This window comes from Bradyrhizobium sp. SHOUNA76, from assembly GCF_023006445.1.
Classification (GTDB): domain Bacteria; phylum Pseudomonadota; class Alphaproteobacteria; order Rhizobiales; family Xanthobacteraceae; genus Bradyrhizobium.
In genome coordinates this window covers 1-6509 of sequence record NZ_JALBHA010000377.1, presented here as the reverse complement: position 1 = coordinate 6509, position 6509 = coordinate 1, and the positions used below count along the sequence as shown (strand labels likewise).

At 63.8% G+C, this 6509-nt stretch carries 8 protein-coding genes; 5 read left to right on the top strand and 3 right to left on the bottom strand.

The genetic code is table 11. The features are described from left to right. Positions 1 to 198 (bottom strand): hypothetical protein (locus MOV74_RS28060; protein WP_246929842.1); only part of this gene is annotated, 198 nt, incomplete at its 3' end. 399 nt (positions 199 to 597) lie between these two features. On the opposite strand from MOV74_RS28060, the gene MOV74_RS28055 reads away from it, so the two are divergent. Then, entirely contained in the window at positions 598 to 972 is a 375-nt protein-coding gene (locus tag MOV74_RS28055; protein WP_246929841.1) for an Hpt domain-containing protein, read from the top strand. 163 nt (positions 973 to 1135) lie between these two features. Next, positions 1136 to 1456, top strand: a complete 321-nt coding sequence (locus MOV74_RS28050) for a 2Fe-2S iron-sulfur cluster-binding protein (protein ID WP_091958957.1) — start codon at positions 1136 to 1138, stop codon at positions 1454 to 1456. Positions 1457 to 1531: 75 nt separating this feature from the next. Here the strand turns inward: MOV74_RS28050 and MOV74_RS28045 are convergent, their stop codons facing one another. Further along, complete coding sequence (locus MOV74_RS28045) at positions 1532 to 1999, bottom strand: thioesterase family protein (RefSeq protein WP_246929840.1); 468 nt, start codon at positions 1997 to 1999, stop codon at positions 1532 to 1534. 182 nt (positions 2000 to 2181) lie between these two features. Here MOV74_RS28045 and MOV74_RS28040 point away from each other — a divergent pair, with 182 nt between their 5' ends. The 3 genes from MOV74_RS28040 (at position 2182) to MOV74_RS28030 (ending at position 4584) form a co-directional block, all read left to right on the top strand. Beyond that, positions 2182 to 3210, top strand: a complete 1029-nt coding sequence (locus MOV74_RS28040; protein ID WP_246929838.1) for an NAD(P)/FAD-dependent oxidoreductase — start codon at positions 2182 to 2184, stop codon at positions 3208 to 3210. Positions 3211 to 3334: 124 nt separating this feature from the next. Continuing rightward, positions 3335 to 3931: a DUF2147 domain-containing protein gene (locus MOV74_RS28035; RefSeq protein WP_246929836.1), complete on the top strand. Its 597-nt coding sequence runs from the start codon at positions 3335 to 3337 to the stop codon at positions 3929 to 3931. A gap of 296 nt (positions 3932 to 4227) precedes the next feature. Continuing rightward, on the top strand, positions 4228 to 4584 hold the full coding sequence (locus tag MOV74_RS28030) for a hypothetical protein (RefSeq protein WP_246929834.1): 357 nt from the start codon (positions 4228 to 4230) through the stop codon (positions 4582 to 4584). Positions 4585 to 4593: 9 nt separating this feature from the next. Here the strand turns inward: MOV74_RS28030 and MOV74_RS28025 are convergent. Continuing rightward, positions 4594 to 6509: TonB-dependent siderophore receptor (locus tag MOV74_RS28025; RefSeq protein ID WP_246929833.1), on the bottom strand; the 1916-nt coding region annotated here is incomplete at its 5' end.

Genomic DNA, 6509 nt, shown 5'->3' with positions numbered 1-6509 from the left:
GTTGGCGGCGGGGCGCGGCTCGAAGCTCGGCTCGTCGAAGATCGGGGGCGGCGGCGGCGCCACCGAGGACGCCGTCTCGTTGCGCATCGAGGCGCTGCGGCTGGTGTCCGCAGCGGTGTCGCTGATGTTGAGGGCTTCCTGGATCGCAGAAAGCGCAACTTCTGTCGGGTCTTTGACCTTTTTCGGAGTGTTCGCCATGTTCAGTCCGAGCCCTCGTTACTTGTACGCGTCCCCCCGCGAGCCCTGCGCACAACGCAAGCCCACAGACCGGATCATGCCGCTTGCGCGGATCTCCGAGCCGTCCCCACCCGGACGGCTTGTCCGCCAATTTCTGCAACATCCTATTGGCAGAGCGTCGCGAATGAAATGCCCGCGATTAAGACATTCTTAATCATCGTTAACAGGATCGGGCCCTAACGCCTTAGCAATAAATGCAATTCTCCACCGGACGTGGCTAATTGCGGCAACTTTTCGTCAATAAACGGGCAGATCTGCGTCAAACAGCCCAAACATTTCGTTAACCATTTCCATGCTTGGGTGAGGTGAAATTCGCCCGCCGGACCGGCGGAACCGTCGCGCGATGCCGGGGCCTGCGCCATGACGCCTGAACTGCAACGGATGGACTGGATGCCCTCGCCCCCGCTTGCACCCATCGACAGCCCGCTCGACCTCGACCATCTCTCCCGGATGACGCTCGGCGACGCTGAGCTGGAACAGGAAGTGCTGGCCATGTTCGCCGAGCAGGCGGTCCGCCTGATGGCGGCGATGGCCACGCTGCCGGCCGAGGCCGCTGCACTTGCCCACAAGCTCAAGGGCTCGGCCCGCGGGATCGGCGCTTTTGCGGTGGCAGATGCCGCAGCCAGCCTGGAGACCGCGATCCAGACCGGCCACAACCAGCGCCACGCCTTCGCCGCGCTGAAGGAGGCGGTGACTGAGGCCCGCGCCGCCATCGAGGCGATCCTGAAGCCTTGAGGCCAGCCGGCCGAGCCGGGCTCTAGTCTCTTGTTTTGACGCATTTTCTTGCCGCAAAGCGGGATTCACTTCGCATCAAAACCCTATGGCGCCGGGCGGATCGACCCGTTATAGGACAGCCCGGACCCTCCTTCATCCCAGCACCGCGGCAGCACGAGCACACATGGCCAAGATTCACTTTGTCGACCACAAGGGCGAAACCCGCACGGTGGAAATCGAGAACGGCGCAACCGTGATGGAAGCCGCGATCCGTAACAGCGTTCCCGGCGTCGAGGCCGAATGCGGCGGCGCCTGCGCCTGCGCGACCTGCCATGTGTATGTCGACGAAGCCTGGCGCGAGAAGGTCGGCAGCCCGACTCCGATGGAGGAGGACATGCTCGATTTCGGTTTCGACGTGCGCCCGAATTCGCGTCTGTCCTGCCAGATCAAGGTCTCCGACGACCTCGACGGTCTCGTCGTGACGACGCCGGAACGCCAAGCCTGATCGTTGCAAGCCTGATCGTTACAGGCCTCGTCCTGACGGGCTTTGTCCTGACAAGCCCGCCCCTTCTGAATTGAACTATACGTTCGGCGGCGCGACCTCGATGCCGCGCTTGTGCCAGGGTCTGAGCTTCTCGACGATCTCCGCGCTGAGCGGCGCAGGCCGCCGCGTCGCCTCGTCGAGCATGACGCCGACCGACATCGCCGAGGCGATGCACTTTCCTTGCGAGAACACGACCTGCTCGAAGGTCACCGAGGTTCGCCCCAACTTCACCACGCCGAGGCCGAGCTCGATCGTGCCCGGCCAGTGCAACTCGGCGCGGAAATGCATGTCGAGCCGCACCATGATCCAGGCAAGGCCCGGCGGGGTCAGGCCGTACTGAGGAAGCTTCATCAGCGTGACACGGCCGGTCTCGAAATAGGTGGCGTAGACCGCGTTGTTGACGTGCTGGTTGGGATCGAGATCGCCGAAGCGGACGTTGTCGCTGAGGCGGTAGGGAAAGTCCTCCAGGCGCGGCGTCGTATCGAGGCGACTTGGTGCGTTCACCGATTGATCTCCGTCATATCCTTGCTCGTTACAGCCCAGTTATGCTGCCCCGGCAAGTGGGCGCGGCTGCGGGGCGCTCCCGCTTTTATGCCTTCCCTGATCCATCCCCGTTGGCTAGACAGGCAGGGTCACCTCTGCCCAAAGGGCGCCGTCCAACAGACAACGACAGACAAAGAGACGACATGAGCGACGCGATCAAAACCGATGTGCTGATTATTGGCGCCGGCCCCTGCGGTCTGTTCGCCGCCTTCGAGCTTGGCCTTCTCGACATGAAGGCGCATTTCGTCGACATCCTCGACAAGGTCGGCGGCCAATGCGCCGAGCTCTATCCGGAGAAGCCGATCTACGACATCCCCGGCATTCCGCAGGTTTCGGGGCAGGGCCTCACCGAGGCGCTGATGGAGCAGATCAAGCCGTTCCATCCGACCTTCCATCTCGGCGAGATGATCGAGACCGTGGAGAAGATCGGCGATCCCCTGTTTCGCTGCACCACGGATGCGGGCAAGGTGTTCGAATGCAAGGTGTTGGTGATCGCGGCCGGCGGCGGCTCGTTCCAGCCCAAGCGTCCGCCGGTGCCGGGCATCGAGGCCTATGAAGGCACTTCAGTCCATTACGCCGTGCGCAAGATGGAAACGTTCCGCGACAAGAACGTGCTGGTCGTCGGCGGCGGCGATTCCGCGCTCGACTGGACGCTCAATCTGCATCCGGTCGCCAAGCGCATCACGCTGTTGCATCGGCGCGACGAGTTTCGCGCCGCACCCCACAGCGTCGAGCAGATGCGCGCGCTGGTTGCCGCTGGCAAGATGGATCTCCGGCTCGGCCAGGTCACCGCTCTCTCCGGCACCGAGGGCAAGCTCGCGGGCGCCACCATCAAGGGCAACGACAACAGTGTGACCGACATTTCCTGCGACACCATGCTGCCGTTCTTCGGACTGACCATGAAGCTCGGTCCGGTCGCGAACTGGGGCATTGCGCTGGAGAACAATCTGGTGCCGGTCGAGACCTCCGCGTTCGAGACCAACGTGCCGGGCATCTTCGCGATCGGCGACATCAACACCTATCCCGGCAAGATCAAGCTGATCCTGTGCGGCTTCCACGAGGGCGCGCTGATGTCGCAAAAAGCCCATCGCTACGTCTATCCGGAGAAGCGGCTCGTGTTCCAGTACACGACCTCGTCCTCCAGCCTGCAAAAGAAGCTCGGTGTCAACTAACGGCGGCCGAGCGGGCACGCGATGCCCCATGTTTCTGGTGCTGGAACCGTTCGCGAAATCGCCGTAGTCTGCGGCCATTCCGGTCGTGGCTTGGCAACGTGATTGGCTCAGCAAGGTGATGATAATGCGGACTCTCTTTTCCAGCTTTCGGCTCCCCTTCCTGGCGCTGGCATTGTCGCTCGCGACGGTGACGCCGTCTGCGGCGCAGACCGCCGAGCCCACGGCGGCGGGCCTCTGGCAGAAGGTCGAAGACGGCAAGACGGTCGGTTGGTTCCTCTTCATCGACCATAACGGCGTCTTCGAAGGCGTGATCGCAAAGACCTTCCCGCGGCCCGGCGACGATCCGAACGAGATCTGCAGCAAGTGCACCGACGACCGCAAGAACGCGCCGGTGCTCGGCATCTCCTTCGTCCGCAACATGAAGCGCGAAGGCATGAAGTACGAAGGCGGCAACGTGCTCAATCCGCGCGACGGCCAGATCTGGAAGGCCAATATGAAGGTCAGTCCTGATGGCCAGACCCTGACCCTGCGCGGCTATCTCGGAATTTCGCTGCTCGGCAAGGACGAGGCCTGGACGCGCCTGCCTGACGCCAGCATCGCCCAGGTCGATCCCGCCATCGTCGCAAAATATCTGCCCGCGCAGGCCGCGGCCACCAAGCCGCCGGCACCTGCGACGAAGAAGGGTGGCGGCGGGATGATGGCGCCGGCACCTAAGCAGTAAATGGCGTTCGTCGCGCGCTGTGCCGCCTGACCGGCAGTAGCTCCACACAATCGTCGTCATTCCTCGTGCAGGCGGGGAAGGCTGAAAGTCGTCGGCGGTCATATCCGCCGAAAGACGAATGCGCCGCGAGCCCGCTCCAGTAGTTGCCCGGAATGCATGCTGGCGCCGGATTTGCATAGCTATCCGCAGAGCTGCTGGGGGAACGAGTCGCAGCCCTCCGAGCCTTTCGCCGAGTTGCGGAAGGCGGGCGGTGCGCGTTGTCCCACGCCGCGATCATTTCGACCCGCGGAGACGACATGCGACCTGCAGGATTGTGTGTAGCGCCATTACTGGGCCTGACAGCACTCTTGGCGACATCGGCGCTGGCGCGCGACGACGGGCGCTACGCCAACTCGCCGTTAAAACCCTGGTTCGAAAGCCTGCATAGCGAATTCGGACAGTGCTGCACCGACGCCGACGGCTACGTCATTGCCGACGTCGATTGGGAGTCCGATCGCGGCCGCTTCCGCGTCCGCATCGACGACGAGTGGGTCGTGGTGCCCGACGGCGCGGTGATCACCGTGCCGAACAAGATCGGTCGCACCATGGTGTGGAAGCACTATATCGACGGTCATCCGCGCGTGCGCTGCTTCATGCCGGGCAGCATGACGTAGAGATTGTCTCTAGAATTTGTACGTCACACTGCCGAGCACCGTGCGGCCGACGCCGAGGAAGCAATCGCCGCGCGCCACGCAAGTGGTGAGATGGCGTTTGTCGAAGAGATTGCTGGCGTTGACCTGGAGCCGCCAGGGGCCGTTGTCGTAACGGATCATCGCATCGAACAGGGTGTAGTCCGGCGTACGGAGCGTGTCGGTGCCGTCCCAGGAGGCGCCGATGTAGCGTACCCCGCCGCCGAGCGTGACGCCGGGCAGCCCGAATAGGGCAAGGCGGTATTTTGCCCAGAGCGAGGCCTGATGGTCCGGCACGGTCTCGACATGCTTGCCGGCGTTGTCGCCGCTCTCGACGCGGGTATCGAGGTAGGTATAGGCGCCGATCAGATCAAGCTCCGGCGTGATGCGTGCCAGCACCTCGAGCTCGGCGCCGCGGATGCGGACCTTGCCGGTCTGGACCGAGAGCAGCGGATTGTCGGGATCGCTGGCGAGCCTGTTCCGCTCGGTGGTGTCGAAGATCGCGCCGTTGATGGCATTGCCGGGTGACGGATTGTACTTGAAGCCGAGCTCCACCATTTCGCCGCGTTGTGGCGTGCAGACACCCGTGGCGCAGACACCGCTGCCGAACACCGGGTTGAACGACTGCGCATAGGTCACGTAGGGCGTGACGCCGAACGGCAACTCGTACATCAGTGCCGCGCGGCCGGTGGTCGCCCGGTAATGCTCGCCCGACGTCCCCTGGGTGTCGCTGGTGACGTAGTCGTGGCGCAGGCCGAGCACCGCGAGCCAGGGGCCGAGCCGCAACTGGTCCTGGGCGTAGAGCCCGAGCTGGCGCTGGCGGAGGTCGGGCTCGGCCGACATGTCCGGCGACGTGACGCCGGTGTAAACGGGCGCGTAGAGATCGAACGGCGTCGCGTCATAGCCTCCGCCGGACGAGGCGCGCTCCCTGTAGCCGCGGTAATCGATCCCGAACAGCGCCTTGTGCTGGACGGCGCCGGTTGCGAATTTCAGTTCGGCATTGGTATCCGAGGTGAAGTTGTCCTTGACGCTGTCGCGCGCCGAAACGTAGCGCGCCACCGTGCGCCGTCCGGGATCCAGAAACGGATTGTCCGGCTTGGAGTACACGTCCGGATAGAGGCTGTGATAGATGCCCTCGACGTGCACATAACGCATGTTCTGCCTGACGGTCAGGGCGTCGCTGAAGCGATGCTCGAACAGGCTTGAGACGGCGCCTGTCTCGGTCCGATAGCGGTCCCAGCCCGGCTCGCTGGCGAAGCGGTTGATCGGAATCAAGCCGTTGGGGCCGGCAAACAGCGTGCCTTCATGCGGCAGAAACGCGGTGGAGGAGCCGGTCGTGTCCTTTTGGTAGGTGCCGAGCACGGTCCAGCTGGTATCGTTGGTCGGACGCCAGGTCAGCGACGGTGCGAGCACGATGCGATCGTCCTTGACGTAATCCGTCTGCATGTTGCTGTCGCGGAATACGCCGATGAAGCGATAGAGCCACTCGCCGTCCTTGGTCAGCTTGCCCGTGGAGTCCAGCTGCACCTGCTTGCGGTTGAAGCTGCCATATTGCACGCCGATCTCGCTGGCGGATTCCGCCCGTGGCCGCTTTGAAATCAGGTTCAGCAAGCCTGCCGTCGAGGTGTCGCCGTAGAGCACGGAAGAGGGGCCGCGCAGAACCTCGATGCGCTCCAGCGTATAAGGCTCCGGCCGCCATTCATTGAAATTCCAGGTGTTCACCATCCGCGTGCCGTCGAGATAGATGTTCGGGTCCTGCCCACGGATGCGCGGATAGTCGCCGCGCGAGTCCGCGCCGTAGGCGTCGGCGAACACGCCTGGCACGTAGCGCAACGCTTCCTGCACGGTGGTCGCGCCCTGGTCGATGACCCGGTCCGCGGTCACGACGCTGATCGACTGCGGCGTCTCGC